The following is a 26,144-nucleotide window of genomic DNA, read 5'->3' as shown; positions in this document are numbered from 1 at the left end:
GCTCCTCAGGCGCGATCGGCGACGCGTTCGCCCAGCAGGCCCGACGGACGCAGCGTCAGCACCAGGATCAGCGCGATGAAGGCGAAGATGTCGGCGTAATGGCTGCCCAGCACGCCGCCGGTCAGGTCGCCGAGGTAACCGGCGCCGATGGCCTCGATCAGGCCCAGCAGCACGCCGCCGACCATCGCGCCGGCGAGGTTGCCGATGCCACCCAGCACCGCGGCGGTGAAGGCCTTCAGGCCGGGCATGAAGCCCATCGAATGCTGCACGGTGCCGTAGTTGGCGGCCCACATCAGGCCGGCCACCGCGGCCAGCGCGGCGCCGATGATGAAGGTCAGCGAGATGACCGCGTCAGGCTTGACGCCCATCAGCGCGGCCACGCGCGGGTTCTCGGCGGTGGCGCGCATCGCGCGGCCCATCTTGGTGTGGTTCACCAGGAACAGCAGGCCGCCCAGGATCACGACCGTGGTGACCAGGATCAGCACCTGCGTCACCGTGATCACCGCGCCACCGATCTGGATCGGGTCGGTGGGCAGCAGCTGCGGGAAGGGCTTGGGGTTCGGCTTCCAGATGATCATGGCCAGCGTCTGCAGCAGCAGCGACATGCCCATGGCGGTGATCAGCGGCGCGAGTCTGGGGGCGTTGCGCAGCGGCCGGTAGGCGATCTTCTCGATCGCGAAGTTGAGCAGCGTGCAGACGACGATCGCGCAGGCCAGCGCGATGATCATCAGCAGCCAGCCCGGCAGGCCCAGGCCAGCCAGCGCCGTGACGACGGTCCAGCTCACCAGGGCGCCTGCCATCAGCACCTCGCCGTGCGCGAAGTTGATGAGGTTGATGATCCCGTAAACCATCGTGTAGCCCAGCGCGACGAGGGCATACATGCTCCCGAGCACCAGCCCGTTGATGATCTGCTGAAAAAGTATCTCCATAAGGCCCCAGCATGTTGTTGGACACGGCTCGCGCCGCGTGACGGCGCTTGCGGGTGCAACCCGCGTGCCAATCCGTCCGTTTCAAGGGTATTCACCGACGCGGGCGCCACCATGCGCACCCGCCGGGCATGTCTCCCCAGTCTCGGCGACGCAACGAAGTGCGGAAATCCGCACAAACCGCCTAGCCAGCCGGGCGAATCCTCGCCAGTCGCAAAAAAGCCGGTACGCCGGGTGCAAGGCGCGCGCCAACTTGGGCACACTGGACGGCGATTTTTCGTCTCCCATGGAACCGGTCGTCACCTCCTCCTTCGCCACCTCCTCCGCCCGCCAGCGGCTGGCGTACTTCCTGGGCCGGCCGACCTTCTACCTCTACCTGACCGGCGTGCTGATGCTGCTGGGGCTGCTGCTGGGCCACCGCCTCAGCGAGCGCGCCAGCCTCGACCAGCTCAGCGCCCTGGCCACCGAGCGGCTGGAGCTCTACGCGTCCAACCTGCAGACCGAGCTGGGCCGCCATGCCTACCTGCCCAGCCTGCTGGCCATCGACGGGGACGTCACCCGGCTGGTCGAGCATCCCGACGACGAGGCCCTGCGCAAATCGGCCAGCCTGGCGCTGGCGCGGGTCAACGTGCGCGCGGGCACGACCCAGATCTTCGTCGCCGATCCCGAGGGCCGCGTGCTCGCCTCCAGCGAGCCGCTGACCCCGCCGCTGCGCCTGCAGCAGGCCATCGAGCAGGACCGCCATCACTTCTTCGCCTCCGACGCCGGCCAGGCGGGGCTGAGCGGCTCGACCAACTTCTTCCTGCTGCATCCGCTGCGCCGCCACCAGCAGCTGCAGGGCGTGATCGTGGTCAAGCTCAACCTGGCGCCGCTGGAATCGACCTGGGTCGACCTGGGCCTGCGCTCGCAGGGGGAGCGCATCCTGGTCTCCGACGACCAGGGCGTGGTGATCATGAGCTCGGTGGAGGAATGGCGCTACGCCGTGCTCAACCGCGCCGACGCGTCCGAGCGCGACCGGCTGCAGGCCAGCGCGCGTTATCCGCGCGTTGGTCCGGACCTGGGCCTGCCCGGCGCGCTGGAGGCCTACAACAGCCTGCTGGTGCGCGCGCCGGCGCCGGCCAGCACGACGCTGCTGGCGCAGGAGCGCCAACTGTTGCCGCTGGGCCTGCGGCTGCTGGCGCTGTCCGACCTGTCCGAGGTGCGGCGCCAGGCGCGGCTGGCGGCCTGGAGCGGCGCGGCCTTCGGCGCGGCGATCGGGATGCTGCTGCTGTACCTCGCGTCGCGCCGGCGCGCGCTGCGACAACTCTTCCAGGCCAAGACCGAATTGCAGAACGCGCACGCGCAGCTGGAAAGAATCGTCGACGAACGCACGGCGGAACTCCGCCAGATCAACGAGGAGCTGCTCGAACAGATCGCCCAGCGCAGACAGGCCGAGGGCGAGCTGCTGCAGACCAGCAAACTCGCGGTGCTGGGGCAGATGTCGGCCGGTTTGTCGCATGAGGTCAACCAGCCGCTGACGGCCTTGCGCGCGCTGGCACGGAATTCGCAACGGCTGCTGGAGGCCGGCCGCCTGCAAGCGGTCGCGGACAACCTGCAGACGATGGACGACATGGTCGAGCGCATGGGACAAATCACCCGCCAGCTCAAGAGCTTCGCCCGCAAGGCGGAGCCGGCGCGCACGGCCGTGTCGCTGCTGGCCTGCGTGAACAACGCGCGGCTGCTGCTGGAACACCGCACCCGCGCGCTGGACCTGGCGGTGGAGGTCGACGTGCCGCCGGGGCTGCGCGTCAGCGCCGAGTCCAACCGGCTCGAGCAGGTGCTGGTGAATCTGCTGGGCAACGGCATCGACGCGATCGCGTCGGAGCCGCCGCCCGACGGCCCCGAGGACCCGCGCCGGCTGCGCGTGGCGGCGGTGCCGGCGGACGAAGGCCGGCGCGTGCTCGTGCAGGTGCAGGACAGCGGGCCGGGCTTGAGCGAGGCGCTGCTGCCGCGGCTGTTCGAGCCGTTCTTCACCACCAAGCCCGCCGGCGAAGGCCTGGGGCTGGGACTGGTGATCTCGTCCAAGATCGTCCACGAGTTCGGCGGCGCGCTGCGGGCGCACCGGCTGGACCAGGGCATGATTTTCGAATTCGACCTGGAGGTCGACACCTGGCAGGCCGAGGAGGGTCAGTATGTTTGAGGGCTACAAGGTCGTGTTCGTCGAGGACGACCTGCCGGTGCGGGTCAGCCTGACCCAGACGCTGGAGCTCGAGGGGCTGAGCGTCGTGCCCTGCCGCTCGGCCGAGGAGGCGCTGCCGCACGTGCAGCCCGGCGCGCAGGTGATCGTGATCACCGACGTGCGGCTGCCCGGCATGGATGGCCGCGCGCTGCTGGCGCACGTCCAGGCGACCGATCCCCAGATCCCGGTGATCCTGATCACCGCGCACGGCGACGTGAACATGGCCGTGCAGGCGATGCGCAACGGCGCCTACGACTTCATCGAGAAGCCCTTCGCGCCGGAGCGGCTGCTGGACACCGCGCGCCGCGCGCTGGACCTGCGGATGCTGCGCCACTCCGCGGACGAACTGCGCGCGCAGCTCTCGGCCGCCAGCGGCATCGAGGCGGCGCTGCTGGGCAAGTCCCCGGCGATGCAGCAGCTGCGGCGCCAGGTGCTGAACCTGGCCTCCACCTCGGCCGACGTGATGATCCTGGGCGAGACCGGCACCGGCAAGGAGCTCGTCGCGCGCTGCCTGCACGACCAGAGCCCGCGCCGCGACCGGCACTTCGTCGCCATCAACTGCGGCGGCCTGCCCGAGGCGCTGTTCGAGAGCGAGCTGTTCGGCCACGAGTCGGGCGCCTTCACCTCGGCGGGCAAGCGCCGCATCGGCAAGATCGAGCATGCCAACGGCGGCACCCTGCTGCTCGACGAGATCGAGACCATGCCGGTGCCACTGCAGATCAAGCTGCTACGCGTGCTGCAGGAGCGCCGCGTCGAGCGGCTGGGCTCCAACGAGGAGCAGGTCATCAACGTGCGCTTCATCGCCGCGAGCAAGGCCGACCTCAAGGAAATGGGCGAGCGCGGGCAGTTCCGCAGCGACCTCTACTACCGGCTCAACATCGCCACGCTGGTGCTGCCGCCGCTGCGCGAGCGCCGCGAGGACATCCCGCTGCTGTTCGAGCACTTCGTCGCGCAGGCCTGCAAGCGCTATGAGCGCGAGGCGCCCGAGCTCACGCCGGACAAGCTGCGCGAGCTGATGGCCCACGACTGGCCCGGCAACGTGCGGGAGATCCGCAACGCGGCCGACCGCTTCGTGCTCGCGCTGGACGACCTGGACTCCACCGCCGCGATCCAGGCGGTGCCCAACCTGGCGCTGGCGCGCCAGATGGAGATGGTCGAGAAGGCGCTGATCGAGCAGGCGCTGCGCCGCTCCGGCGGCAAGGTGCCGGCGGCGATGGAATTGCTGGGAACGCCGCGCAAGACGCTGTACGACAAGCTGCACCGGCACGGGATCCAGCTCGACGATTTCCGTTGACACGTCGAACGAGGGGGAACCCCCTCACCCTAACCCTCTCCCCCTCTGGGGGCGAGGGGATGAATGTGCCCCTTGTGCGTGCGAGAGGACGGGGGGAGTTTCACCCTCTCCCGCTTGCGGGAGAGGGAGGGGTGAGGGTCTTCTCACTCCCCACGGCGCTCGGTGCTTGTTGAAGCGCTACCTTCCTGCCATCTCTCTGCGCCAGCATGGGGGAGAGATTTTCCCGGCAGGCCGCGAAAACCCCTCCCCCATACCCCGACACGTCACCGTCCTGCGACGGCCCCGCACCGAGGCCTTCCCAGACGGCGTCGCGCCAGGTTCAGGCAGCCTGACGCACGCCCTGCTGCGCCTCGTCCAGCACCGCCTTGAGCTGCTGGATGGTGGCGGGCTTGACCAGGTAGGCGCTGGCGCCGCGCCGGATCGCCTCGGCGGCATCGCCCGGATCCGAGGTACCGGTCAGCATGACGATCGTCATCGGACCACCGCTGAGCGCCTCGCTGACGAAGTCCATGCCCTGCCCGTCCGGCAGTGCCCGGTCCAGGATCAGCGCGTCCGGCCGCCGCGCGGCAATGCGGGCGCGCGCCTCGGCCAGGGTCGCGGCGGTGGCGGCGGTGTAGCCCTCCAGCTCCAGAAGGATGGCCAGCGTCTCGCTGGATTCGAGGTTGTCGTCGACGATGACGGCGTACGGTTGCATGGCAAACCCTGCGGCAAGAGGTCCATGGAGAAGTTCCCGTACATGCGCGCCAGCGGCGCTCGACGGGCAGGCATGGCCCTCTGTTGGCAATTCCCGTGCCCTCGCCATCTTCGGCGCGCCGAGGAACGAACGACGCTTCAGGCTGCCACCGGAATGGGGGGACGGCGATTCCACCCCGGGTCGGGACGGATCTTTGCCCTGCGCCTTTCTGACCATAATCCGCGCCTTGGCGACCGGGTCCGGCCCTCGCGCCGCCCCCGCCGTCCGCGCGCCCGACCGCCCGCCGAGTTCCATGACGACGACCGACGCTCCCATTTCCACCGAGTTGCTGCCCCGCCTGCGCCGCTGCACCGCCCCCCTGCACGACGAGATCGAGGCGCTGCTCCGGCTCGGGGCGCCGATGCCGCTCGCACGCTACGGTCGGATCCTGCGCGGCTTCCATGAATTCCTTCAGCTCTGGGAACAGCGCGTGCGCCACGCGCTGCCCGAGTCGCTGCGGCCGTGGTTCGACGCGCGCCGGCGCGCCCCGTTCGCCGCGCACGACCTGGCCGTGCTCGCGCTCCCCCACGACGACACGATGCGCGCCGCGGCCCGGGCCTCGCAGCACCGGCTGCGACTGGACAGCCCGGCCGCCGCCTTCGGCTCGCTGTACGTGCTGGAGGGCTCGGCGCTGGGCGGCCAGGTGCTGACGCCGATGCTGCTCGCGCGGCACGGCCTGACCCCGGAGCGCGGCGCCGCCTATTTCCACGGCTTCGGCGAGCGCACCGGCGCGATGTGGCGCGAGTTCCGACAGCTCGCCGATGCGCAGGCCGGCGCCGAGGAGACAGATCGCAACGCCGCCTGCCGCGCGGCCGTCCAGACCTTCCAGGCGCTGATCGAGACCTTCGAGTCCGTGGGCGCCGCGGCGCCGGACCTGCCGGTCGCAGCGACCGCTCCGACCGCTCCGTCGATGTCATTCGTTTCGACCGCCGCGGCCACGTCGGTCGCAACCCCGCAATGAACGGGGACGTCGCCACCTTGGGCCAGGGGCCGTCGCCGACGTCGATGGACCGCCAGATGGCGCAGTGCGCCAATGAGCCGATCCGCATCCCCGGCGCGATCCAGCCACACGGCTGGCTGGTCGCGGTGGACTGGCGCGATGGCGCGCTGGTCGCCTACAGCGAGAACTGGCGCACGCTGCTGCCGGAGTCGGGCGACCTGCTGCCGGCGCGCATCGAGGGCGTGCTCGATCCGGTACGCGCGGCCCGCCATGCGTGGATCGACGGCGAGGGCCCGGTGTCCTGCGGCACGTTGGTGATCGGGGGGCGTCGCCTGCATGTGTCGGGCCATCGGCTCGGCGAGCGCGGTTATTTCGAGCTGGAGGCCGACGTCGAGGAGAGCGGCAACCGCGCGCCGATCTACAGCCTGGCCCGGCACCTGGTGCCGATGATGCAGCGCACCGCCGCGGTGGACGAGCTGTGCCGGGTGGTGGTCGCGGAGATGAAGCGCCTGACCGGCTTCGGCCGCTGCCTGGCCTACCGCTTCGATGCCGAGGGCCATGGCGAGGTGCTCGCCGAGGCGCTCGACGGCGGCTACGACGCCTATGCCGGCCACCGCTTTCCGGCCTCGGACATCCCGCCGCAGGCGCGCGAGCTGTACCGCCTCAATCACATCCGCCTGATCGCCGACGCCCATTACGAGCCGGTGCCGGTGCGCTTCGTCGACGGCCGCGACGGGACGGCGCTGGACTTGTCCCAGGCCGCGCTGCGCAGCGTGTCGCCGGTCCACCTCGAATACATGCGCAACATGCGGACGCTGGCGTCGATGTCGGTGTCCATCATCGTGCGCGGACAGCTGTGGGGGCTGGTGTCCTGCCACGACCACGCGCCGCGCCAGCTGTCCTGGCAGACGCGCATGGCCTGCGAGCACCTGGGGCAGCTGCTGTCGCTGCAGATCGAGGCGAAGGAAGAGAACGAGCAGGTCACCGAGCAGCTGCGCCTGCGCCAGCTGACACTGGCGATCGTCGCGCACCTGGCGGACAGCGACGCGACGCTGCAGCGCCTGGTGGAGGAACCGGGGCCGCTGCTGCGACTGGGCCGGGCCTGCGGCGCGGCGGTGATCCTGAACGACAGCTGCTGGTCGGTGGGCGAGACGCCGGACCGCGAGACGCTGCTGACGCTGGGCCAGTGGCTGGCCAATCGCGCCGACCCGGTCTGGCACAGCGACCGCCTGGCGCTGGACGTGCCGCCGTCGCTGGCGACGGCGCTGGCCGGCACCGCGGGCGTGCTGGCGATCTCGATCTCCCGGCTGCATCGCCATCACATCGTGTGGTTCCGTCCCGAGATCGTGCAGACCGTGGTGTGGGCCGGCAATCCGCACAAGACGCCCACGACGGAGCGCGACACGCGGCTGCATCCGCGCCGCAGCTTCTCGAGCTGGAAGGAGCAGGTCGGCGGCCGCTCGCTGCCCTGGACCTCGGGCGAGGTCCATGCGGTGCAGGAGCTGCGGCAGGCGCTGATCGGCGTGGTGCTGCGCCGCGCCGAGGAGATGGCCGAGGTGGCCATGGAGCTCGGCCGCGTGAACAAGGAGCTGGAAGCCTTTTCCTACACCGTGTCGCATGACCTGCGCGCGCCGATGCGCCACATCGCGGGCTTCGTCGACCTGGTGCTGGAGATGGAGGGCCAGGGGCTGTCGGCCCGCTCGCAGCGCTACCTCGCGCATGTGAAGGAGGCCTCCGCCCATGCCGGGCAGTTGGTGGACGCGCTGCTGGACTTCTCGCGGATGGGACGCTCGGCGATCAAGCACGCGTCCATCCACACCGGCCCCATGATCGACGACCTGGTGGCCGAGCAGAACGCGATGAACAAGGACCGCCGCATCGACTGGGTGATCCAGCGGCCGCTGCCGCGGCTGTGGGGCGACCCGGTGCTGCTGCAGGTGGCCGTGCGCAACCTGGTGGCCAACGCGGTGAAGTACACGCGTCCGCGCGAGGTCGCGCGCATCGAGATCAGCGCCGTCGAGGACGAGACCGGCGTGGGCCTGAGCATCGCCGACAACGGCGTGGGCTTCCAGATGAAGTACGTGGGCAAGCTGTTCGGCGTGTTCCAGCGACTGCACCAGAGCGAGAGCTTCGAGGGCACCGGCATCGGCCTGGCCAGCGTGCGGCGCATCGTCGAGCGCCATGGCGGCCAGGTCGACGCCTGGGGCGAGCCCGAGCGCGGCGCCCGCTTCAGCTTCACCCTGCCCACGCGCGCGATGCAGGAGGCCCAGGCGCCCGAGGGCGACGCGGCGGCCGAGGCCAACATCGACACCGACACCCACCGATCACTGTCCCCCGGCGGCGCAGGGGCGCCTCGCGCCGCCGATTCCCTCTCTCCTGATTCCTGAAGCCGAACGCCATGCTCAAGCCCATCCTGCTTGTCGAAGACGACGCCCGCGACCTCGAGCTGACGCTGGTCGCGCTCGAACGCAGCCAGCTCGCCAACGAGGTGATCATCGTGCGCGACGGCGCCGAGGCGCTGGACTACCTCAACCGCGAAGGCGCCCATGCCGACCGCGCCGAGGGCAATCCGGCGGTCATCCTGCTCGACCTGAAACTGCCCAAGGTCAACGGGCTGGAAGTGCTCAAGGCGGTGCGCGCCACCGAGGCGCTCAAGAGCATCCCGGTGGTGATGCTGACCTCGTCGCAGACGGAGTCGGACGTGGTGCAGAGCTATGCGCTGGGGGTGAATGCCTACGTGGTCAAGCCGGTGGACTTCAAGCAGTTCGTCGCCGCGATCGCCGACCTGGGCGTGTTCTGGGCGGTGCTGAACGAGCCGCCACCGGGCTCGCTGCGCGCCGCGCGGCGCTATGAATGACGCGATGGCCGATTCCGCGCCCCTTCCCCCGTCCGGTGCGCCGACGAGCGCCGCATCCGCCATCGCGGCTGGCGCGCCGCCGCTGGAGATCCTGCTGCTGGAGGATTCCACTTTCGACGCGGAGCTGCTGCTGGCCTCGCTGGAGACCACGCATCCGCGGGCGCGCGTGACCTGGGTGAAGGACGAGCCGGGACTGCTGGGCGCGCTGGAGACGCAGCGCTTCGACCTGATCCTGTCGGACTACCAGCTGCCGGGCTTCACCGGCGCGGAGGCGCTGGCGCTGGCGCAGCGGCTGGTGCCGGGCACGCCCTTCATCTTCGTGTCGGGCGTGATCGGCGAGGAGAACACGGTGGAGCTGCTCAAGCGCGGCGCCACCGACTACGTCATGAAGGGCCGCCTGGCGCGGCTGCCGGTGGCCATCGACCGCGCGCTGCGCGAGGTGCGCCAGCGCGACGCGCAGCGGCAGGTCGAGGCGCAGCTGCGCGAGGCCGACGCGCTGTATGCGCGGGTGGTGGATTCGCTGCAGGACCATGCGGTCATCCTGCTCGACGCCGAGGGCCGGATCCGCGACTGGAACCGCGCCGCCGGCACGATCTTCGGCCATGCGCTGGAGGCGGTGCGGGGCATGTCGGCGGAAATCCTGCTGACGCCGGAGGACCGCGCCGCGGACGTGCTCGAGAACGAGCTGGCGCTCGCGCTGACGCAGGGCTCGGCCCGGGATGACCGCTGGCTGATGCGCCAGGACGGCACGCGGCTGCGCGCCGAGGGCGTGGTGACGCCGCTGTTCAGCGCGTCGGGCGCGCTGACCGGGTTCTCGAAGATCATCCGCGACTCCACGCCGGCCTACGAGGCGCAGCAGGCGCTGCGCCAGGGCAAGGAGGAGGCGGAGCGGGCCAACGAGCTGAAGGACCAGTTCCTGGCGGTGCTGTCGCACGAGCTGCGCTCGCCGCTGAGCGCGATCACCGGCTGGGCGGACATCCTGTCTAATTTCTCGGACGCGCATCCGATGCTGGGCAAGGCCGCGGCGGTGATCCGGCGCAATGCGCAGCTGCAGGGCCGGATGATCAACGACCTGCTCGACATGAGCGCGGTGGCCGCCGGCAAGCTGGTGCTGCAGACGGCGCCGCTGGACCTGTCGGCGCTGGCCTCGGAGTCGGTGCTGGGCGCGCTGCACGAGGCGCAGGGCAAGGGCGTCGCGCTGAACTGCGCCGCGCCCGAGCCGGTGTGGATCGCCGGCGACGCGCAGCGGCTGGCGCAGGTGCTGACCAACCTGATCGGCAACGCGATCAAGTTCACCGACGGCGGCGGACGCGTGGACGTGCAGGTCGAGGTCGCGGACGGCGAGGCGCTGCTGCGCGTGCAGGACACCGGGCGCGGCATCTCGCCGGAATTCCTGCCCTACGTCTTCGACCGGCTGCGGCAGGAGGACGGCTCGTCCACGCGCAAGGTCGGCGGCCTCGGCCTGGGCCTGGCGATCGCGCGCGCGATCGCGCAGTTGCACAAGGGCCGCATCAGCGCCGCCAGTCCCGGCCCGGGCGGCGGCGCCTGCTTCGAGCTGCGCCTGCCGATGCTGGCCGACCAGGCCCTGCCGCCGCCGCCGAGCGCGGCGCCGGTGGAGCTCTCGGAGGAGACGCTGTCGGGCGTGCGGGTGCTGCTGGTCGACGACGAGGAGGACGCGCGCGAAGTGGGCCAGGTGGCGCTGAGCCGGCTGGGCGCGAAGGTCAGCGTCGCGGGCAGCGCGGCGGAGGTGCTGTCGCGCCTGACGGACGGCGAGCGCTTCGACCTGCTGGTGTCCGACATCGGCATGCCGGAGATGGATGGCCGCTCGCTGATCCGGGCGGTGAGGCAGCTGCCGGGCGGCAGCGCGGAGGAGTTGCCGGCGCTGGCGCTGACGGCCTTCGCGATGGTCGCGGACCGGCAGGAGGGGCTGGCGGCGGGGTTCCAGGGGTATGTCGCCAAGCCGATCGAACTGGGGGCGCTGACGCGGACGATCCAGGAGGTGTTGGGGCGAAGGATTGGGGCGGATTGAGGGGACGCGCGCGGCAAGTGCTGTGGACATATCCCCACTGATTCCAGTCGGCGGCCCCACTCGCTCACGTCGCCCATGACGTCATCAGCGCAGCTTTGACGGATGGCTCGCCATCGGTGAAGGGAGAACACTTGCTTCATGCGAGCAAGCCCTTCCCTACCCCGCTCCGCGCCCCCTGGAATTAGCTGGCCATTCCCACCGGGCTCCGCCATGGATGCATTACCCGCTCAAATGAGCAATACTGAGCGCTCGAAGGAGCGCATCATGGCCAAGTCGATTTCAGCAGCACGCCAAGCAATGAAGACCTCATCCAAGGCGCTCACCCAGAGCGGACGGCTCACATCGACCAGGAAGGTATTGGCGTTCGCCTGCACGGAACATCTGAACGCCGAGACCTACCGGATCCTGTTCTACGCCGAGCCCATGGAACGGGTCGTCATCGTCAAGCAGGGCATCCATCCCTGCGTCGTAGAAGACCTCGCGAAGCAGATGGCGATGCCGAAGGAGAAGTTTCTGGGCACGCTCGGACTGGCGCGTGCGACCGTTGAGCGCAAGGCCCGCGAGAACAAGCTGCTCTCGCCGGACGAAAGCTCGAAGGTCATCGGCATGGCGCGCCTCGTCGGCCAAGTGCAGGCGATGGTCGAGGAGTCCGGCGACCCGACGGACTTCGATGCACCCGCCTGGACCGCGACGTGGCTGGATCGTCCGCTGCCGGCGTTGGGCGGCAGGAAGCCCGCTGATTTCATGGATACCGCGGAAGGTCAGCAGTTGGTGTCCAACCTGATCGCGCGCATGCAGAGCGGAGCCTACGCGTGAGCATCCAGCTCTGGCGGATCGCGACGGACACCCGCGAGTACCTGGCCGAGGACCTCAGCGGCAAGGGCGCGGAAATCTCGGGCGGCCGTTGGAATCGTGCTGGGCGTCCGGTTGTCTACACATCGGTCACCGCCTCCCTGTCCTGCCTGGAAACTGTCGTGCATCTGCAAGATGGCTCGCTCCCGCTCAATCGCTATCTCATTCGGATCGACGTGCCGGAGGAGGTGTGGGCCTGCAAGTCCGTTCTTCGGGCGGAAGACCTGAACCCGGGTTGGAGCGCTATTCCCGAGGGACGGGTTTCGTTGGACATCGGTGACGCATGGCTCACGCAAGGCGAATCACCGCTCCTGGTGGTGCCGTCGGTGATCGTTCCCGAAGAATCGAACGTGCTCATCAACCCGATCCATCCAGCGATCAAGGACATCACGGCCACCAAGCTGCGAGCGTGGCACTACGACCGCCGCATCAAATGAACGGGCTGATGGGCGTGGCCGGTGGCCGCAGTTGAGCGCCGCGGCCGAGGCTGTCTCTCATTTCAATGAATCGACTTGGGGCCAGCTTGGAGTAGGCTTTGCCCCATGCGAAATCCCGCCCGAATCGACGAGATCCTGTCAGCGTTGCGAGCCGCCTGGGAAGAGTCACCCGACCTACGCCTTGGGCAGTTGATCGTCAACGCCGTTCGTCCCACCAACCCCTGCCCTGAAGTCTTTTACGCTCGGGACGAGGATCTAGTTCGAAGACTGATGGACTATCGCGCGATGGTGCGCGCGGCCAAGCAAAACGCGGATTCGGGACGAAGCTGACGACTAGATCCGGCCACCCGCGATGCCTCGCTTCCGGCTGGTCAGCAACACGCCCCTCCAAAAGCCAACAAGCCGTGCCCTCCCGGACACGGCTCGCTTCAATCAGGCCTGAGCTCGCTCAGAACCGCTGCGACTGCATGAAGTCGTCGAAGCCCGCTTCCGCGAAGCGGAACCACAGGTTCTGGTCGCGCCGGAAGTTGGCGTAATCCTCGTACACCTTCTTCCAGTTCGGGTTCTTCGCCGACAGCTCGCTGTACAGCGCCATCGACTCCTTGAACGCCAGGTCCATCGCATCCTTCGGGAAGCGCATCAGCTTGGTCTTGGCCGCCACCAGCTGCTTGAGCGCCTGCGGGTTCAGCACGTCGTACTTGGCCTGCATGTCCACATGGGTGTAGGCCGACGCTGCCTCGACGATCGCCTTGTACTCCGCCGACAGGCCCTCGTAGGCCTTGGTGTTGATGTAGAAGTCGACCTGCGGGCCGCCTTCCCACCAACCGGGGTAGTAGTAGAACGGCGCGACCTTGTTGAAGCCCAGCTTCAGGTCGTCATACGGTCCCACCCACTCGGCCGCATCGATCGTGCCCTTCTCCAGCGCCGAATAGAGTTCGCCGCCCGGCAGGTTCTGCGGCACGCCGCCCATGCGCTCGATCACCCGGCCGGCGAAGCCACCGATGCGGAACTTGAGGCCCTTGAAGTCGGCCGCCGACTTGATCTCCTTGCGATACCAGCCCGCCATCTGCGCGCCGGTGTTGCCGCCGGGGAAGTTGATGATGTTGTAGTTCCGGTAGAACTCGCGCATCAGCTTCAGGCCGTTGCCGTGGAAGGTCCACGCGGTCATCTGCCGCGAGTTCAGCCCGAACGGGATCGACGCGCCGATCGCGAAGGTCTCGTCCTTGCCGAAGAAGTAGTACGGCACCGTGTGCGCGATCTCCACCGTCGCGTTCTGCACGCCGTCGACGACGCCGAAGGCCGGCATCAGCTCGCCGCCCGCATGCACGCTGATCTGGAACTTGCCACCGCTGAGCTCGCTGACCTTCTTGGCGAAGACCTCGCCGCCGCCGTAGATCGTGTCGAGCTGCTTGGGGAAGCTCGAAGCCATGCGCCAGCGGATGTTGGCCTGCGCATGCACGATGGCCGGGGCCGCACCGGCGGCCAGCACGCCGGCCAGGCCGGCATTCTTGACGAAGGAACGACGCTCCATGAAGTCTCCTGTTTCGCTGCTTTCGTTGGTATGGACCACCCTCCCGGGGCGGCCTTGGGCGCACGCAGGATTAACCACCGCCGGGCTGGCGTCAACCTGACAAGCCCGGGGGGCGCCCAGGACCGCAGCACGAAAAAACAGAAGCGGCGCCGGGGCGCCGCTTCGTCGGAGAACGGGGAAGCCCGGGCCGCTCAGGCGCCGGCCAGCTTCATGCGCTCGATCAGGATCGATCCCACCGTCTTGCTGCCCAGCGTGTAGGTGTCGGCGCCGATGCCGACGATCTGCTGGAACATCTCCTTGACGTTGCCGGCGATGGTGATCTCGTGAACCGGATGCGCGATCACGCCGTTCTCGACCCAGTAGCCGCTCGCGCCACGCGAGTAGTCGCCAGTCACGTAGTTGACGCCCTGCCCCATCAGCTCGGTCACGAACAGGCCGGTGCCCAGCCGGCGCAGCATCGTCGGCAGGTCGTCGCCGGGCGCGGTGGCCTTGCTGCGCATCGTCAGGTTGTGGGAACCGCCCGCATGCCCGGTCGTGCGCATGCCCAGCTTGCGCGCCGAGTAGGTCGACAGGAAGTAGCCCTTGAGCACGCCCGCCTCGACCACGGTGCGGGCCTTGGTCGTCACGCCCTCGTCGTCGAATGGCGAGCTGCCCTTGCCCTTGAGCACATGCGGGTCCTCGACCACCTCCACATGCGGTGCCAGGACTTGCTGGTCCAGGCTGTCGAGCAGGAAGCTCGCACGGCGGTACAGCGCGCCGCCGCTGGTGGCCTGCACCAGCGCGCCCAGCAGGCCGGCGGCGACCGGCGCCTCGAACAGCACCGGCACGCTCGCCGTTCTGACCTTGCGGCCCTTGAGGCGGGCCAGCGCGCGCTCGGCGGCATAGCGGCCGATCGATTCAGGCGACGACAGCTCGGCCGCGTCGCGCATCGAGCTGTACCAGGCGTCGCGCTCCATGCCGGCGCCGCGGCCGGCGATCGGCGCCACCGACACCGAATGCCGCGAGCTCGCATAACCGCCGCGGAAGCCGCGCGAGTTGCCCGAGAAGAAGTGCGACTGCTGCGCCGACACCGCCGCGCCTTCCGAATTGGTGATGCGCGGGTCGGTCTTCAGCGCCGCGTCCTCGCAGCGCAGCGCCAGCTCGGCCGCCTGCTCGGCGGTGATCGCCCAGGGATGGAACAGGTCCAGCGACGGCCGCGCGGCTTCGTCCAGCGACAGGTCCTGCTCGTCGGGCAGGCCGGCGAACTCGTCCTCGGCGGTGAAGCGGGCGATGTCGTAGGCGGCGCGCACGGTGTCGCGCAGCGCCTGCGGCGAGAAGTCCGAGGTGCTGGCGTTCCCTCTGCGCTGGCCCAGGTAGACCGAGATGCCCAGCGACTTGTCGCGGTTGCGCTCGACGTTCTCGAGCGCGCCGCGCCGCACGGACACCGACATGCCGCTGCCCTCGGACACTTCCGCGCCGGCGTCGCTGGCGCCCAGGCGCTTGGCCTCGGCCAGGACGTCCTCGATCAACTGGCGGAAATGGTCCTGGCTGTAGGCGAATCCTTGCTCGGCTTGACTCATGAATGCGGTCTCTGTGAAAGCAGCGCGGCCTGGGGAGATCCGAGGCCGCGGCGGGGTGGCGACTATCATACGGGCGCTGTGCCCCGCCCCTTCCGGTCGGGGCTTCTCGCTTTCTTCCCCCATGCACCCCGATCACGACGACCACGACGACCGCGCGGACTTCGACGACTTCGAAGACGACCGCCCCAGCAAGAGCCAGCTCAAGCGCGACATGGACGCGCTGCAGGCGCTGGGCGCCGAACTGCTGACGCTGCCCGAGAAGCGCGTGGCCGCGCTCGACCTGCCCGAGGCGCTGATGGACGCGATCAAGGAAGGCCGCCGCATCGTGGCCGGCACCGCCCGCAGCGGCAAGAAGCGCCATCTGCAACTGATCGGCAAGCTGATGCGCCAGGTCGATCCGGCGCCGATCAGGGAGGCCGTGGCCGAGTTCAAGCTCGGTCGCGCGCAGGACTCGCTCGAACTGCACCAGGCCGAGCGCTGGCGCGACCGCCTCGTCGAGGACGACAACGCGCTGCAGGGCTTCATCGACAGCTTCGAAGAGGTCGACGTGCAGCAACTGCGCAGCCTGATCCGCGCCGCCCGCAAGGACCGAGCGCAGGCGGTCGAGCAGCGCAACGGCCGCGCCTGGCGCGAGCTGTTCCAGTTCATCAAGGCGCACCTGCTGGCCGCCAAGGGCGGGTCGCGCGACGAAGACACCGCGGACGATGGTGACGACGAGGGCGACGATGAGTGACGCCGCCCCGGTCGACGCCGCCGCGCTGCCCCCGCCAGAGCCGGTACGGATCGGCATCGTCTCGATCAGCGACCGCGCCTCCAGCGGCGTCTACGAGGACAAGGGCCTGCCCGCGCTGCAGGACTGGCTGCGCTCCGCGCTGATCAATCCGATCGAGTTCCAGCCGCGGCTGATCCCCGACGAGCGCGAGCAGATCGCCGCCACGCTGCGGGACCTGGTCGACGAGGCCGCCTGCGACCTGGTGCTGACCACCGGCGGCACCGGTCCCGCGATCCGCGACGTCACGCCCGAGGCGACGATGGACGTCGCCGACCGGGTGATGCCGGGCTTCGGCGAGCAGATGCGGCAGATCTCGCTGCACTTCGTGCCCACGGCCATCCTCTCCCGGCAGGTCGCGGTGATCCGCGGCCGCGCGCTGATCATCAACCTGCCCGGCCAGCCCAAGGCAATCGCCGAGACGCTGGCCGGCCACGCCGCGGCCAGCGGCATCTTTGCCGCGGTGCCCTACTGCATCGATCTGCTCGGCGGCCCCTATCTGGAAACCCGCGACGCGGTCTGCGCCGCGTTCCGTCCCAAGACCGCGCAGCGCCCACCGCGTCCGGCGTGACCGCGACGACGGCGGCCGCCGCAGGCCCCTGCCCCGCCGACGCTTCAACCGCTTCCACGAGAAGCCCCAACGAGAAACGACACCCCATGAAGATCACCAAGGACACCATCGCCACCGTCGAGCTGAAGGTCGCCAACAAGCTCGGCCAGGTCATCGAGAAGACCGACGAGCCGATGGCGCTGCTGATCGGCGGCTACGGCAACACGCTGCCGGCCATCGAGACCGCGCTGGAAGGTCAGGAAAAGGGCTTCGCCACCACCATCGAACTGACGCCGGAGACCGGCTTCGGCGAGCGCGACGAAAGCCTGCTGATCACCATCCCCAAGAAGGACTTCCCGCCCGGCGTGAAGGTCGGCGGCCAGCTGCAGATCCGCCAGGCCAAGGAGGGCGAGGAGGAACCGGCCGCGGATGACGGATTCCACGTCTTCACCGTCGTGAAGATCAAGGGCGACACCGTGCACCTGGACGGCAACCATCCGCTGGCGGGCCAGCACCTGAAGATCAGCGTCAAGGTCAAGGACGTGCGCGCCGCCACGCAGGAAGAGATCGAGCACGGCCACGCCCACGGCGATCACGGCCACCATCACTGATCTCTCATTCCCTCTCCCCCGCGAGGGGGAGAGGGAGTTGGAGAGCGCCGCGTCAGCGACTCACTTCACCAATCTCGACAGCTCGGCGGCGTCGAAGTTCTCGGCCTGCTGGGCCTCTTGCGGCACGCAGTCCTTGCGCTCCGCCTCCGACAGCTTCGCGATCGCCTGCCACAGCAGCGCGATCTGGTGCTCGTGCCCCGCCGCGTTGTCGATCAGGCCCTTCATGGCCTGCGCGACCGGGTCGTCGCCCTGCGTCACGCCGTAGGCCGAGAATCCCATGCGGGCCGCGGCCTCCTCGCGCTGCGCCTCGACCTTGGCTTCGATGATCCGGGCCGGGTTGCCGACCGCCGTCGCGCCCGGCGGCACCGGCTTGGTCACGACCGCGCCGGAACCCACCCGCGCGCCCTCGCCGACCGTGAAGCCGCCGAGGATGCAGGCGTTGGCGCCGACGATCACGCCGCGCTCCAGCGTCGGATGCCGCTTGGCGCCCTTCACCAGCGAGGTCCCGCCCAGGGTCACGCCCTGGTAGATCGTGACCTCGTCGTGGATCTCGGTCATCTCGCCGATGACGATGCCCATCCCGTGATCGATGAAGACCCGCCGGCCGATGGTCGCGCCGGGGTGGATCTCGATGCCGGTCAGGAAGCGGCCGATGTGCGAGGTGAAGCGCCCCAGCCACCGGAAACCACGGGTCCAGAACCAGTGCGCGCAGCGATGCACCATCAGCGCATGCAGACCCGGATAACAGGTCAGCACCTCCCAGGCCGAGCGGGCGGCGGGGTCGCGTTCGAGGATGCAGGCGATGTCTTCGCGAAGACGCTGGAACATGGTGGGGGAACCCGATGCAAGCCCGCGTGGGGCTCGGTGATGAGGGTCGGCCAGTTTAGCGGCGGGCCTCAACCTTGCCCGCCTCAGGCCTTATGGGGAGCACGTCCGGCTACTCGTCTCCCCCGAGTGCGGGGGGCGTGTCCGCCGCCGGGCGGGTCTTCTCGATCGCACGGGCGATGCCGCGCAGGATGTGGACCTCTTCCTGCGTCAGCCCGGCGCGGTTGAAGAGCTGGTTCAACCGCGGCATCAGCTTCTTCGGCGCGGCGGGATCCAGGTAGCCCAGGTGAACCAGGCTGCCCTCCAGATGGGTGAGCAGGCCCTGCACCGCCCGCGCGTCGGCCAGCTGCGGATCGGCGGTGCGCGCCGCGACCTCGTAGCCGCCCAGCGCCTGGCGCCAGTCGTAGGCCAGCAGCTGCACCGCCTGGGCCAGGTTCAGCGAGCCGTAGTCGGGATGCGTCGGGATCGACAGCACCGCATGCGCGCGATAGACATCCTCGTTGCTCATGCCGTAGCGCTCGGAACCGAAGAGGAAGGCCACCCGATGGGGGTGGCCGGCGGGGTCGGCGGGGTCGGCGGGATTGGCGAGTCGCGCGAAGAGCTCGCGCGGCTGGTGGGTCGGCGGACCGAAATCGCGCGGCGTCATCGCGGTGGCGCAGACGAAGGTGCAGCCGTCCAGCGCGTCCTCCAGCCGGTCGACGATGCGGGCGCGGGCGAGGATGTCGGCCGCGCCGCTGGCCATCGCGACGGTCTCCTCCTGGCTGAGCACGTCCGCGAAGCGCGGACGCACCAGGACCAGGTCGCGGAAGCCCATCACCTTCATCGCCCGGGCGGTCGAGCCGACGTTGCCGGGATGGCTGGTCTCGATCAGCACGAAGCGTGTCGGATCGGACGCCAGGGGGGTTGCGTTCAGGCCGGAGTCAGCCGGGGGCATAGGGGAAACCACGAGTCTGTGCCAAAATCGCGCATTATCCGCGCCGGACGTTGGTCGACATCGACGTCCGGCGCTTGCTCTTTCCCTTCGCCAGTCCACTTCTTCCACAGGAATCGTCCCGCATGACGCAAGCCGCCCTCCATCCCATGCTCAACGTCGCCATCAAGGCGGCGCGTACCGCCGGCGCGATCATCAACCGCGCGTCGCTGGACCTGGACATCCTGAAGATCAACACCAAGTCGCCCAATGACTTCGTGACCGAAGTGGACCAGGCCGCCGAGCAGGCGATCATCGAGACGCTGCTGCAGGCCTACCCCGACCACGGCATCCTGGCCGAAGAGTCCGGCCGCGAACACGGCGCCAAGCACTCGGAGTTCCAGTGGATCATCGACCCGCTGGACGGCACCACCAACTTCATTCACGGCCTGCCCTTCTATTGCGTGTCGGTCGCGCTGGCGCACCGTGGCGTCGTGCAGCAGGCCGTCGTGTACGACCCGACCCGCAACGACCTGTTCTACGCGACGCGCGGCCGCGGCGCCTTCCTCAACGACAAGCGCATCCGCGTGTCCAAGCGCACCCGCATGAGCGATGCGCTGATCGGCACCGGCTTCCCGTTCCGCCGCGGCGACAACTTCAAGCGCTACCTGAAGATGTTCGAGGAGATCTCGCAGCAGGTCGCCGGCGTGCGCCGCCCCGGCGCCGCGGCGCTGGACCTCTGCTACGTGGCGGCCGGTCACTACGACGGCTTCTTCGAGACCGGCCTGAACCCGTGGGACGTGGCCGCGGGCTCGCTGATCATCACCGAGGCCGGCGGCCTGGTGGGCAACTTCACCGGTGAGCCGGACTTCCTGCACCAGCGCGAGATCGTCGCCGGCACGCCGCGCATCTACGGCCCGCTGGTGCAGATCCTGGCGCCCTACTCCCGCGTGATCTCGCAGGACGACCTGGACGCCGACGCGGCGGCCACCGAGACGCCGGCCGACAAACCCGCCCCCAAAAAGAAGGCCGCCGCGGAAGGCGACGCCCCCAAGAAGCGGGGCCCGGTCCGGATCAAGAAGTCGGACGACGGCGCCGAGGCCTGACGCCATCCCCGATGCCATCGGCCTGAACAGCCGCCGCGGCGTTCCTGACGCCAGTATCGCGAAGCCCTCCCTTGGAGGGCTTTGTCGCTTTTGGCGCAAGTGCATCGAGCCGCCCGCGCCGCATCGGACCTAGCATGGCCTCCTGCCTCTCTCGCCGCGTGCGGCCATGCCCTACACTCCCTTCCCAGCCACCCAACGCGACGCCCTCCCACCGAGGGCGTTGTCCATTTCCCTCCTCCGATGAGCAGCGCCGCGACCGACGATTTCAGCCAGCACACGCCGATGATGCAGCAGTACTTCCGCATCAAGGCCGAGCATCCCGACACGCTGGTGTTCTATCGCATGGGGGACTTCTACGAGGTCTTCTTCGACGATGCCCGCAAGGCCAATGCGCTGCTGGACGTCACGCTGACCACGCGCGGCCAGAGCGGCGGCGAACCGGTCGTCATGGCCGGGGTGCCGGTGCACGCGCTCGAGTCCTACCTGGGCAAGCTGATCCGGCTCGGCGAATCGGTGGCGATCGCCGAGCAGGTCGGCGAGGTCGGCGCGACCAAGGGCCCGGTCGAGCGCAAGGTGGTGCGCGTCGTGACGCCCGGCACCATCACCGATTCGGAGCTGCTGGCCGACAAGCAGGACGCGATCCTGCTGTCGCTCTCGACCCAGGGCAAGACCATCGGCCTGGCCTGGCTGTCGATGACGCAGGGCGAGATCGGCCTGGCGCAATGTGGCGAGCGCGAACTCGGCGCGTGGCTGGCGCGCCTGTCGCCGGCCGAGGTGCTGGTCGACCGCGAGAAGCATCCGCAGGCGGTGCTCGCCGCGCGGCTGCCGATCACCAACCGCCAGGCCTGGCAGTTCGACGCGGCGCTGGGCCTGCGCAAGCTCTGCGCGCAGCTCGGCGTGGCCAGCCTGCAAGGCCTGAACGCCCAGGACCTGCCCGCCGCGCATGCGGCCGCCTCCTGCCTGCTGGCCTATGCCGAGAGCACCCAGGGCAGCCGCGCGCTGACGCATGTGAAGCGGCTGCAGGTGCTGCGCGCCACCGACCTGCTGGACCTGCCCCCCGCCACCCAGCGCAACCTGGAACTGACGCAGACGCTGCGCGGCGAGACCTCGCCGACGCTGCTGTCCCTGCTGGACACCTGCCGCACCGGCATGGGCAGCCGCGCGCTGCGCCACTGGCTGCTGCATCCCCAGCGCGAGCGCGCCACGGCCCATGCGCGCCAGGACGCGATCGCCGAGCTGATGACGACCGGCTTCGAACCGCTGCGCGAAGCGCTGCGGCAAGTTTCCGATGTCGAGCGCATTGCGGCGCGCATCGCGCTGCGCCAGGTGCGTCCGCGCGAACTGGCCGGCCTGCGCGCCACGCTGCAGATCCTGCCGGAACTGGCGCAGACGGTGCCCGCCGGCGCCGCGCTGCTGGATCAGCTGGGCGAAGGCCTGCGCGCCTCGCCGCACATCGCCGAGCTGCTGACGCGCGCGATCGCCGAGGAACCGGCCGCGCTGATCCGCGAGGGCGGCGTCATCGCCAAGGGCTTCGACGAGGAGCTCGACGACCTGCGCGCCGTCCAGACCAACTGCGACGATTTCCTGATCGCGCTGGAGACCCGCGAGCGCGCCCGCACCGGCATCGCCAACCTGCGCGTCCAGTACAACAAGGTGCATGGCTTCTACATCGAGGTCACCAACAGCGGCCTGGAGAAGATCCCGGCCGACTACACCCGCCGCCAGACGCTGAAGAACGCCGAGCGCTTCATCACGCCGGAGCTCAAGGCCTTCGAGGACAAGGCGCTGTCGGCGAACGAACGCGCACTGGCCCGCGAGAAGATGCTGTACGAGCTGGTCATCGATCAGCTGTCCGAGGAAATGCAGGCGCTGGGCCGGCTGGCGCGCTCGCTGGCCGCGCTGGACGTGCTCGCCGCGCTGGCCGAGCGCGCCGCCACGCTGAACTGGTGCCGCCCCGAGTTCGTCTCGCATCCCTGCATCGACATCCAGGGCGGCCGCCACCCGGTCGTCGAGGCGCGACTGCGCGAGACTGGCGCCGGCGAGTTCATGGCCAACGACTGCCGGCTCGACGCGCGTACCAAGCTGCTGGTCATCACCGGCCCGAACATGGGCGGCAAGAGCACCTTCATGCGGCAGGTCGCGCTGATCGCGCTGCTGGCGGCGATCGGCGCCTACGTGCCGGCCACCGCCTGCCGGCTGGGGCCGATCGATGCGATCCACACCCGCATCGGCGCCGCCGACGACCTGGCCAACGCGCAGTCGACCTTCATGCTGGAGATGACCGAGGCCGCCGCGATCCTGCACGCGGCCACGGAGCAATCGCTGGTGCTGATGGACGAGATCGGCCGCGGCACCTCGACCTTCGACGGCCTGGCGCTGGCCGGAGCCATCGCGACCCACCTGCACGACAAGTGCCGCGCCTTCACCCTGTTCGCGACCCACTACTTCGAGCTGACCGAGTTCCCGGCCAAGCACCCGCAGGCGGTCAACATGCATGTGTCGGCGGTCGAGAGCGGCGAGAACATCATCTTCCTGCACGAGATCCAGCCCGGCCCGGCCAGCCGCAGCTACGGCGTGCAGGTCGCGCGCCTCGCCGGCATGCCCTCGCCGGTGGTGCGTCAGGCCCGCGCCGCGCTCGAGGCCCTGGAGGCCCGCGCCACCGAAGGCGAGACGCAGATCGACCTGTTCGCCCCGCCGCCCGAGCCGGCGCGCGGCGCCTCGGCCGCGGAGCCCTCGGAGCTGCTCGACGCGCTGCGGGACCTGGATCCCGACGCGCTCAGCCCGCGCGAGGCGCTCGCGGCGCTCTACCAGCTCAAGACGCTGGCGACGACGCGCGCCTGAGCCTCCGGCCGCCGCAACGACCCGCCGCCCCGCCGCCCCACGCCATGGCACCGTCCCGCACCCTCGTCTTCTCGCACGCCAACGGCTTCCCCTCCGGCTGTTACCGCGTGCTCTTCGAGGTGTGGCGCGACGCGGGTTGGACCGTGCACGCGCTGCCGCGCATCGGCCACGACCCGCGTTATCCGGTCACCAGCAACTGGCCGCACCTGCGCGACGAACTGCTGCAGTTCATCCAGGACCAGGTGAAGCCGACCGGACCGGTGATGCTGGTGGGGCATTCGCTCGGCGGCCTGCTGTCGCTGCTGGCGGCGTGTCGCAAGCCGGCGCTGGCCCAGGGGCTGGTGATGCTGGATTCACCGGTCGTCGACGGATGGCGCGCGCACAGCCTGCGGGTGGCGAAGTCCGCCGGCCTCATCAAGAAGGTGTCGCCCGGCAAGATCTCGCACCAGCGCCGCTACGAATGGCCCAGCCGCCAGGACGTGCATGCGCATTTCGCGTCCAAAAGCAAGTTCGCGCGCTGGGATCCGCGCGTGCTGAAGGACTATGTCGACAGCGGCTTCGACGACCACGCCGACGGCCAGGTGCGACTGGGCTTCACCCGCGAGATCGAGACCCGCATCTACAACACGCTGCCGCACAACCTGCCGCGCATCCTCAGACGCCACGCGCCGAAGTGCCCGGTGGCCTTCGTCGCGGGCACGCAATCCGAGGAACTGCGCCAGGCCACGGCCGCTGGCTCCAAGGCCCTGGCCAAGGACCTGTTCCGCTGGTTCGAGGGCACCCACCTCTACCCCTTCGAGCGTCCCGACGACACGGCCCGGCTGGTGCTCGAGTTGATCGACGAAATGAAGGGCAGGACGGCGTCGCTATAATCGCGCTTTACCACCACGGCGTTTTGAGGTCCGGTACGACGCATCCGGACGCAATCAGGCGCTGCAAGACAATGACCAAGTACGTCTTCGTCACCGGCGGTGTCGTGTCCTCCCTCGGCAAGGGCATCGCATCGGCCTCTCTCGCGGCCCTTCTCGAGTCCCGCGGCCTCAAAGTCACCCTGATCAAGCTGGATCCCTACATCAACGTGGATCCGGGCACGATGTCCCCGTTCCAGCACGGCGAAGTCTTCGTCACCGACGACGGCGCCGAGACCGACCTGGACCTGGGCCACTACGAACGTTTCATCACCACGCGGATGAAGCGCTCCAACAACTTCACGACCGGACAGATCTACATGTCGGTCCTGGAGAAGGAGCGCCGCGGCGACTACCTCGGCAAGACCGTCCAGGTGATCCCGCACATCACCAACGAGATGCAGGAATTCATCCGTCGCGGCGCCGGTCACGGCACCGCCGACGCGGTGGACGTGGCGATCGTCGAGATCGGCGGCACCGTCGGCGACATCGAATCGCTGCCCTTCCTGGAAGCCGCCCGCCAGATGAGCCTGAAGATGGGTCCGACGAACGTCGCGTTCGTGCACCTGACCTACGTGCCGTGGATCGCCGCCGCGGGCGAGCTCAAGACCAAGCCCACCCAGCACACCGTGCAGAAGCTGCGCGAGATCGGCATCCAGCCCGACGCGCTGCTGTGCCGCGCCGACCGCCGCGTGCCCGACGACGAGCGCGAGAAGATCTCGCTGTTCACCAACGTGCCCGAGTACGGCGTGATCTCGATGTGGGACGTGAACACGATCTACAAGGTCCCGCGCGTGCTGCATGAGCAAGGCCTGGATCAGCTGATCTGCACCAAGCTGCAGCTCAACACCAAGTCCACCGACCTCAAGCGCTGGGACATGCTGGTCAACGAGGTCGAGAACCCGAAGACCGAAGTCACGATCGCGATGTGCGGCAAGTACACCGACCTGTCGGACAGCTACAAGTCGCTGAACGAGGCGCTGCGCCACGCCGGCATCCACAACCATGCCCGCGTCAACATCGAATACGTCGACTCCGAGACGCTGGACGCCGAGCACGTCAAGCAGCTCGACAAGTACGACGCGATCCTGGTGCCCGGCGGCTTCGGCAAGCGTGGCGTCGAGGGCAAGATCCTCGCCGCCCAGTACGCCCGCGAGCACAAGACGCCCTACCTCGGCATCTGCCTGGGCATGCAGGTCGCGACCATCGAGTACGCGCGCCACAAGGCGCAGCTGGACGGTGCGAACTCGACCGAGTTCGAACCCGACGCGCCGCACAAGGTGATCGCGCTGATCGACGAATGGCAGGACGCGGATGGCTCGATCCAGAAGCGCACCGCGCAGTCGGACCTCGGCGGCACGATGCGCCTGGGCGCGCAGAGCTCGGATGTCAAGCCCGGCACGCTGGCCTACGAGATCTACGGTCCGGTCGTCAACGAGCGCCACCGTCACCGCTATGAAGCCAACGAGCAGTACCTGGACCAGCTGCAGGATGCCGGCCTGGTGATCTCGGCGATCACCCAGCGCGAGAAGCTGACCGAGATCGTCGAGCTGCCGCGCAACGTGCACCCGTGGTACATGGGCGTGCAGTTCCACCCCGAGTTCAAGTCGACGCCGTGGGACGGCCACCCGCTGTTCATCGCCTTCATCAAGGCCGCGCTGGAACACAAGGCCAAGGTCGGCCACGAGGTCAGCGCTCCCGCGGCCGCCTGAGCCTGACGCCCGCGTGGCCTGAGGCCACGCCTCCGGCGACTTCCCGATCCACGACGAAAGAGACACCGCCCATGCCCGCCTTCATCATTGCCGACGTGACCGTGACCGACGCCGACCAGATGGCGAAGTACCGCGAATGGAGCACGAAGGCGATGCAGGAGCATGGCGCGGAGGTCCTGGTGCGCGGCGGCACGATCGAAGTGCTGGAAGGCGACTGGACGCCGAGCCGGCTGGTCGTGCTGAAGTTCCCGGACCGCACGGCGGCCCGGCGCTTCTACGAATCCGAGACCTACCAGCATGCGAAGTCGCTGCGCCAGCAGGCCGGCGTGATGCGCATGGTCGTCGTCGACGGCGTCTGACCCTTCGCCATGCCCCCGCACCAGCCATCGCGCGGCAGGACTCCCTCGCCCGCTTGCGGGAGAGGGCGGGGGTGAGGGTCTTCCGTCCCCCTTTCAGGCCACCGGTTGTTCAGCACAGGTAACCCGTTGCTGGCACCATGCGCGCCGACCGAGTTTTTTCACTTCTGGAGACTGTTC

23 protein-coding genes are annotated in these 26,144 nt (G+C 69.2%); 17 read left to right on the top strand and 6 right to left on the bottom strand.

The features are described from left to right. Positions 1–5: 5 nt before the first annotated feature. A complete protein-coding gene (locus BM393_RS06515) occupies positions 6–929 on the bottom strand; it encodes a branched-chain amino acid ABC transporter permease (protein ID WP_091723702.1) in 924 nt (307 codons plus the stop codon). Between the two features lie 283 nt (positions 930–1,212). Here BM393_RS06515 and BM393_RS06510 point away from each other — a divergent pair, with 283 nt between their 5' ends. Both BM393_RS06510 and BM393_RS06505 read left to right on the top strand, forming a co-directional pair. Next, the gene (locus BM393_RS06510; RefSeq protein ID WP_091723700.1) at positions 1,213–3,105 is read left to right on the top strand and encodes an ATP-binding protein; all 1,893 of its coding nucleotides are present in this window, start codon (positions 1,213–1,215) and stop codon (positions 3,103–3,105) included. Next, the gene (locus BM393_RS06505; protein WP_091723698.1) at positions 3,098–4,438 is read left to right on the top strand and encodes a sigma-54 dependent transcriptional regulator; all 1,341 of its coding nucleotides are present in this window, start codon (positions 3,098–3,100) and stop codon (positions 4,436–4,438) included. The genes BM393_RS06510 and BM393_RS06505 overlap by 8 nt, the downstream gene beginning before the upstream one ends. A 319-nt stretch (positions 4,439–4,757) precedes the next feature. Here the strand turns inward: BM393_RS06505 and BM393_RS25605 are convergent, their stop codons facing one another. After that, complete coding sequence (locus BM393_RS25605) at positions 4,758–5,132, bottom strand: response regulator (protein WP_175538209.1); 375 nt, start codon at positions 5,130–5,132, stop codon at positions 4,758–4,760. Between the two features lie 292 nt (positions 5,133–5,424). On the opposite strand from BM393_RS25605, the gene BM393_RS06495 reads away from it, so the two are divergent. The 7 genes from BM393_RS06495 to BM393_RS06465 all read left to right on the top strand — a co-directional run bounded on the left by BM393_RS06495 (position 5,425) and on the right by BM393_RS06465 (position 12,616). Next, the gene (locus BM393_RS06495) at positions 5,425–6,132 is read left to right on the top strand and encodes a biliverdin-producing heme oxygenase (RefSeq protein ID WP_175538208.1); all 708 of its coding nucleotides are present in this window, start codon (positions 5,425–5,427) and stop codon (positions 6,130–6,132) included. Further along, positions 6,129–8,498 (top strand): ATP-binding protein, encoded by a 2,370-nt coding sequence (locus tag BM393_RS06490; RefSeq protein WP_175538207.1) that lies wholly within the window; start codon positions 6,129–6,131, stop codon positions 8,496–8,498. The genes BM393_RS06495 and BM393_RS06490 overlap by 4 nt, the downstream gene beginning before the upstream one ends. An 11-nt stretch (positions 8,499–8,509) precedes the next feature. Then, positions 8,510–8,968 carry a response regulator gene (locus BM393_RS06485; RefSeq protein WP_091723694.1) on the top strand — a complete coding sequence of 153 codons (459 nt, stop codon included), beginning with the start codon at positions 8,510–8,512 and terminating at the stop codon, positions 8,966–8,968. A 4-nt stretch (positions 8,969–8,972) separates the two neighbouring features. Further along, the gene (locus tag BM393_RS06480) at positions 8,973–10,997 is read left to right on the top strand and encodes a hybrid sensor histidine kinase/response regulator (RefSeq protein WP_175538206.1); all 2,025 of its coding nucleotides are present in this window, start codon (positions 8,973–8,975) and stop codon (positions 10,995–10,997) included. A 264-nt stretch (positions 10,998–11,261) separates the two neighbouring features. Beyond that, the gene (locus BM393_RS06475) at positions 11,262–11,813 is read left to right on the top strand and encodes an antitoxin Xre/MbcA/ParS toxin-binding domain-containing protein (RefSeq protein ID WP_254783228.1); all 552 of its coding nucleotides are present in this window, start codon (positions 11,262–11,264) and stop codon (positions 11,811–11,813) included. Continuing rightward, a complete protein-coding gene (locus tag BM393_RS06470) occupies positions 11,810–12,286 on the top strand; it encodes an RES family NAD+ phosphorylase (protein ID WP_091723690.1) in 477 nt (158 codons plus the stop codon). The genes BM393_RS06475 and BM393_RS06470 overlap by 4 nt, the downstream gene beginning before the upstream one ends. Before the next feature lie 105 nt (positions 12,287–12,391). Further along, positions 12,392–12,616, top strand: a complete 225-nt coding sequence (locus BM393_RS06465) for a hypothetical protein (protein WP_091723688.1) — start codon at positions 12,392–12,394, stop codon at positions 12,614–12,616. 118 nt (positions 12,617–12,734) lie between these two features. On the opposite strand, the gene BM393_RS06460 is transcribed toward BM393_RS06465, so the two are convergent. Beyond that, positions 12,735–13,817, bottom strand: a complete 1,083-nt coding sequence (locus BM393_RS06460; protein ID WP_091723686.1) for a TRAP transporter substrate-binding protein — start codon at positions 13,815–13,817, stop codon at positions 12,735–12,737. 191 nt (positions 13,818–14,008) lie between these two features. Continuing rightward, positions 14,009–15,376, bottom strand: coding sequence for a metalloprotease PmbA (gene pmbA, locus BM393_RS06455; RefSeq protein ID WP_091723683.1), 1,368 nt, complete (start codon positions 15,374–15,376; stop codon positions 14,009–14,011). Between the two features lie 121 nt (positions 15,377–15,497). Here pmbA and yjgA point away from each other — a divergent pair, with 121 nt between their 5' ends. The 3 genes from yjgA to BM393_RS06440 all read left to right on the top strand — a co-directional run bounded on the left by yjgA (position 15,498) and on the right by BM393_RS06440 (position 17,306). Next, positions 15,498–16,109: a ribosome biogenesis factor YjgA gene (gene yjgA / locus BM393_RS06450; RefSeq protein WP_091723680.1), complete on the top strand. Its 612-nt coding sequence runs from the start codon at positions 15,498–15,500 to the stop codon at positions 16,107–16,109. Next, positions 16,102–16,716 (top strand): molybdopterin adenylyltransferase, encoded by a 615-nt coding sequence (mog, locus tag BM393_RS06445; protein ID WP_091723678.1) that lies wholly within the window; start codon positions 16,102–16,104, stop codon positions 16,714–16,716. The genes yjgA and mog overlap by 8 nt, the downstream gene beginning before the upstream one ends. Before the next feature lie 86 nt (positions 16,717–16,802). Continuing rightward, a complete protein-coding gene (locus tag BM393_RS06440; RefSeq protein ID WP_091723675.1) occupies positions 16,803–17,306 on the top strand; it encodes a peptidylprolyl isomerase in 504 nt (167 codons plus the stop codon). Between the two features lie 60 nt (positions 17,307–17,366). Here BM393_RS06440 and cysE read toward each other — a convergent pair whose 3' ends face one another. Together cysE and BM393_RS06430 are read right to left on the bottom strand one after the other, a co-directional pair. Further along, the gene (cysE, locus tag BM393_RS06435; RefSeq protein ID WP_091723672.1) at positions 17,367–18,134 is read right to left on the bottom strand and encodes a serine O-acetyltransferase; all 768 of its coding nucleotides are present in this window, start codon (positions 18,132–18,134) and stop codon (positions 17,367–17,369) included. Between the two features lie 109 nt (positions 18,135–18,243). After that, a complete protein-coding gene (locus tag BM393_RS06430) occupies positions 18,244–19,065 on the bottom strand; it encodes an RNA methyltransferase (RefSeq protein WP_091723670.1) in 822 nt (273 codons plus the stop codon). 122 nt (positions 19,066–19,187) lie between these two features. Here BM393_RS06430 and BM393_RS06425 point away from each other — a divergent pair, with 122 nt between their 5' ends. The 5 genes from BM393_RS06425 (at position 19,188) to BM393_RS06405 (ending at position 25,967) form a co-directional block, all read left to right on the top strand. Next, positions 19,188–20,147: an inositol monophosphatase family protein gene (locus tag BM393_RS06425; protein ID WP_091723668.1), complete on the top strand. Its 960-nt coding sequence runs from the start codon at positions 19,188–19,190 to the stop codon at positions 20,145–20,147. 240 nt (positions 20,148–20,387) lie between these two features. Then, positions 20,388–22,988 (top strand): DNA mismatch repair protein MutS, encoded by a 2,601-nt coding sequence (mutS, locus tag BM393_RS06420; protein ID WP_254783227.1) that lies wholly within the window; start codon positions 20,388–20,390, stop codon positions 22,986–22,988. 44 nt (positions 22,989–23,032) lie between these two features. After that, a complete protein-coding gene (locus BM393_RS06415; protein WP_091723666.1) occupies positions 23,033–23,860 on the top strand; it encodes an alpha/beta fold hydrolase in 828 nt (275 codons plus the stop codon). A 71-nt stretch (positions 23,861–23,931) separates the two neighbouring features. Further along, positions 23,932–25,608 carry a CTP synthase gene (locus BM393_RS06410; RefSeq protein ID WP_091723663.1) on the top strand — a complete coding sequence of 559 codons (1,677 nt, stop codon included), beginning with the start codon at positions 23,932–23,934 and terminating at the stop codon, positions 25,606–25,608. A gap of 71 nt (positions 25,609–25,679) precedes the next feature. Next, entirely contained in the window at positions 25,680–25,967 is a 288-nt protein-coding gene (locus tag BM393_RS06405; protein WP_091723661.1) for a DUF1330 domain-containing protein, read from the top strand. The last annotated feature ends 177 nt before the right edge of the window (positions 25,968–26,144 follow it).

It is taken from the genome of Mitsuaria sp. PDC51, assembly GCF_900113225.1.
Taxonomy (GTDB): domain Bacteria; phylum Pseudomonadota; class Gammaproteobacteria; order Burkholderiales; family Burkholderiaceae_C; genus Roseateles.
This window is presented reverse-complemented; position numbering and strand designations above follow the sequence as displayed.

Excerpts from the sequence above, each read along its gene's own strand:
- BM393_RS06515 (WP_091723702.1), bottom strand. The coding sequence starts at position 929 with ATGGAGATACTTTTTCAGCAGATCATCAACGGGCTGGTGCTCGGGAGC.
- BM393_RS06510 (WP_091723700.1), top strand. The coding sequence starts at position 1,213 with ATGGAACCGGTCGTCACCTCCTCCTTCGCCACCTCCTCCGCCCGCCAG.
- BM393_RS06505 (WP_091723698.1), top strand. The coding sequence starts at position 3,098 with ATGTTTGAGGGCTACAAGGTCGTGTTCGTCGAGGACGACCTGCCGGTG.
- BM393_RS25605 (WP_175538209.1), bottom strand. The coding sequence starts at position 5,132 with ATGCAACCGTACGCCGTCATCGTCGACGACAACCTCGAATCCAGCGAG.
- BM393_RS06495 (WP_175538208.1), top strand. The coding sequence starts at position 5,425 with ATGACGACGACCGACGCTCCCATTTCCACCGAGTTGCTGCCCCGCCTG.
- BM393_RS06490 (WP_175538207.1), top strand. The coding sequence starts at position 6,129 with ATGAACGGGGACGTCGCCACCTTGGGCCAGGGGCCGTCGCCGACGTCG.
- BM393_RS06485 (WP_091723694.1), top strand. The coding sequence starts at position 8,510 with ATGCTCAAGCCCATCCTGCTTGTCGAAGACGACGCCCGCGACCTCGAG.
- BM393_RS06480 (WP_175538206.1), top strand. The coding sequence starts at position 8,973 with ATGGCCGATTCCGCGCCCCTTCCCCCGTCCGGTGCGCCGACGAGCGCC.
- BM393_RS06475 (WP_254783228.1), top strand. The coding sequence starts at position 11,262 with ATGGCCAAGTCGATTTCAGCAGCACGCCAAGCAATGAAGACCTCATCC.
- BM393_RS06465 (WP_091723688.1), top strand. The coding sequence starts at position 12,392 with ATGCGAAATCCCGCCCGAATCGACGAGATCCTGTCAGCGTTGCGAGCC.
- BM393_RS06460 (WP_091723686.1), bottom strand. The coding sequence starts at position 13,817 with ATGGAGCGTCGTTCCTTCGTCAAGAATGCCGGCCTGGCCGGCGTGCTG.
- pmbA (WP_091723683.1), bottom strand. The coding sequence starts at position 15,376 with ATGAGTCAAGCCGAGCAAGGATTCGCCTACAGCCAGGACCATTTCCGC.
- yjgA (WP_091723680.1), top strand. The coding sequence starts at position 15,498 with ATGCACCCCGATCACGACGACCACGACGACCGCGCGGACTTCGACGAC.
- mog (WP_091723678.1), top strand. The coding sequence starts at position 16,102 with ATGAGTGACGCCGCCCCGGTCGACGCCGCCGCGCTGCCCCCGCCAGAG.
- BM393_RS06440 (WP_091723675.1), top strand. The coding sequence starts at position 16,803 with ATGAAGATCACCAAGGACACCATCGCCACCGTCGAGCTGAAGGTCGCC.
- cysE (WP_091723672.1), bottom strand. The coding sequence starts at position 18,134 with ATGTTCCAGCGTCTTCGCGAAGACATCGCCTGCATCCTCGAACGCGAC.
- BM393_RS06430 (WP_091723670.1), bottom strand. The coding sequence starts at position 19,065 with ATGCCCCCGGCTGACTCCGGCCTGAACGCAACCCCCCTGGCGTCCGAT.
- BM393_RS06425 (WP_091723668.1), top strand. The coding sequence starts at position 19,188 with ATGACGCAAGCCGCCCTCCATCCCATGCTCAACGTCGCCATCAAGGCG.
- mutS (WP_254783227.1), top strand. The coding sequence starts at position 20,388 with ATGAGCAGCGCCGCGACCGACGATTTCAGCCAGCACACGCCGATGATG.
- BM393_RS06415 (WP_091723666.1), top strand. The coding sequence starts at position 23,033 with ATGGCACCGTCCCGCACCCTCGTCTTCTCGCACGCCAACGGCTTCCCC.
- BM393_RS06410 (WP_091723663.1), top strand. The coding sequence starts at position 23,932 with ATGACCAAGTACGTCTTCGTCACCGGCGGTGTCGTGTCCTCCCTCGGC.
- BM393_RS06405 (WP_091723661.1), top strand. The coding sequence starts at position 25,680 with ATGCCCGCCTTCATCATTGCCGACGTGACCGTGACCGACGCCGACCAG.